At 50.9% G+C, this 1,441-nt stretch carries 1 protein-coding gene; it reads right to left on the bottom strand.

Annotated elements, in window-relative coordinates; translation table 11 throughout:
• Positions 1–24: 24 nt before the first annotated feature.
• Positions 25–1,161 carry an ISAs1-like element ISAs12 family transposase gene (locus C3418_RS23485; RefSeq protein WP_021141311.1) on the bottom strand — a complete coding sequence of 379 codons (1,137 nt, stop codon included), beginning with the start codon at positions 1,159–1,161 and terminating at the stop codon, positions 25–27.
• Positions 1,162–1,441 lie beyond the last annotated feature (280 nt).

Here is a 1,441-nt window from a genome sequence, read left to right as displayed (position 1 = left end):
CAGGGTGAGAGCGTGAACATTTTGTTAAATTTCACCCAGTTTTTTGAGACCCGCATTGAGTACCGTTTCCAGATATTCACTGCTCATTCCTGCGATTTTTTGCTTCCGTCTTACGCTCGCCTTGCGTGAAGTCTCGGCCCTGAGCATGTTCAGCCCCATGTGCCGGATGCACGCCAAAATCTCTGCGGCATCACCGCGATAAATCGGGCAATCATCCTCGCCCATCGTGACGTCCAGCACCCAGTGCAGGCTATTTTCGATGGCCCAGTGCCCACGCACCGCTCGCGCAAACTCATCCTGCACCAACGCTTTGGAACTGATGAAATAACGCTGCTCTATGGTAATTTTTTGCATATTTTCAACGCGATAGGAGATGGCCACGCCAATGCTGTGCAACTGTTTCCAATGAGGAAACTGGGCGGCCAACTCGCCCGCCGCCATGACATGGTACTCACGACCATCGATGCGGCCATGAGCCTTCTCAAGCGTCATCGTCTCTGCGCATAACGGGGTGGCCGCCAGCGGGGCGAGGGCCTGTCGAACCGCCTCGAACAACTTGGGTTGGTTGCCTTTGACGGCCAATAAGTAATCGCCACCTTGCTGAAGGATGGTCTCGGCGATCTCGGTCTGGCACCCCATCGCATCGATGGATACCAGGCAGCCTTTGATGTCGAGCAGCGCCAGCAACTCGGGAATAGCGGTAATTTCATTGGACTTGGCGTCGGTTTTTATCTGTCCGAGCACCAGCTTATTGGCGGCGGCATAGGCACTGACCATGTGAATGGTCGACGTTCGATCCTCACGGTCATAGGAACTGCGCAGGGTTTTGCCATCGATAGCGACCAGGGCGCCATCGGTGTGCTGGTTAATGGCTTGAGTCCACCGCACAAAGGCGGCCTGAAACGGCTCTGGTTTGATGCCGGAGATGATCCTGGCAATGGTGTCATGGACAGGAATGCCGTTTTTAAACAGTCCCTTGGATTGAAACCAGGGAAGATGAACCTCGCCGAAATCCTCAATATCTTCCCAGCCCTCAGCCCCGCCGATCACGGCACAGACGGTGAGAAACAGGACATCGTAGAAGGGATAATAAATCTTGGCATGCTGGCGAGGGTCGTGAATATTGTCGAAGAACTGAGCGAAAACGGCATCAATAGACATGAGAGCACTCCTGAAAAGGAGCATGAGATCACAGCCGGATCACCAGGTCAAATTTCAGGGTGAGGATGTGAGCAAATTGTTAACTATGGAAATCATGGAAATTATCATTTTTTGGATTTCATGCGCATTTTTTGAGCTGAAATGACGTGCAGTGACGATTAAAAAGTGTGAAGGCGATCCTGACTATAAAGTTAACTGCATATCACAGGCCTATAAGTATTTGTTTTGTAGGCAAAAAACTATTTTTAATTTTTAACAAAATGTTCACGATCTCGCCCTG

This window comes from Aeromonas sp. ASNIH8, from assembly GCF_002919855.1.
Lineage (GTDB): Bacteria > Pseudomonadota > Gammaproteobacteria > Enterobacterales > Aeromonadaceae > Aeromonas > Aeromonas caviae.
This window is presented reverse-complemented; position numbering and strand designations above follow the sequence as displayed.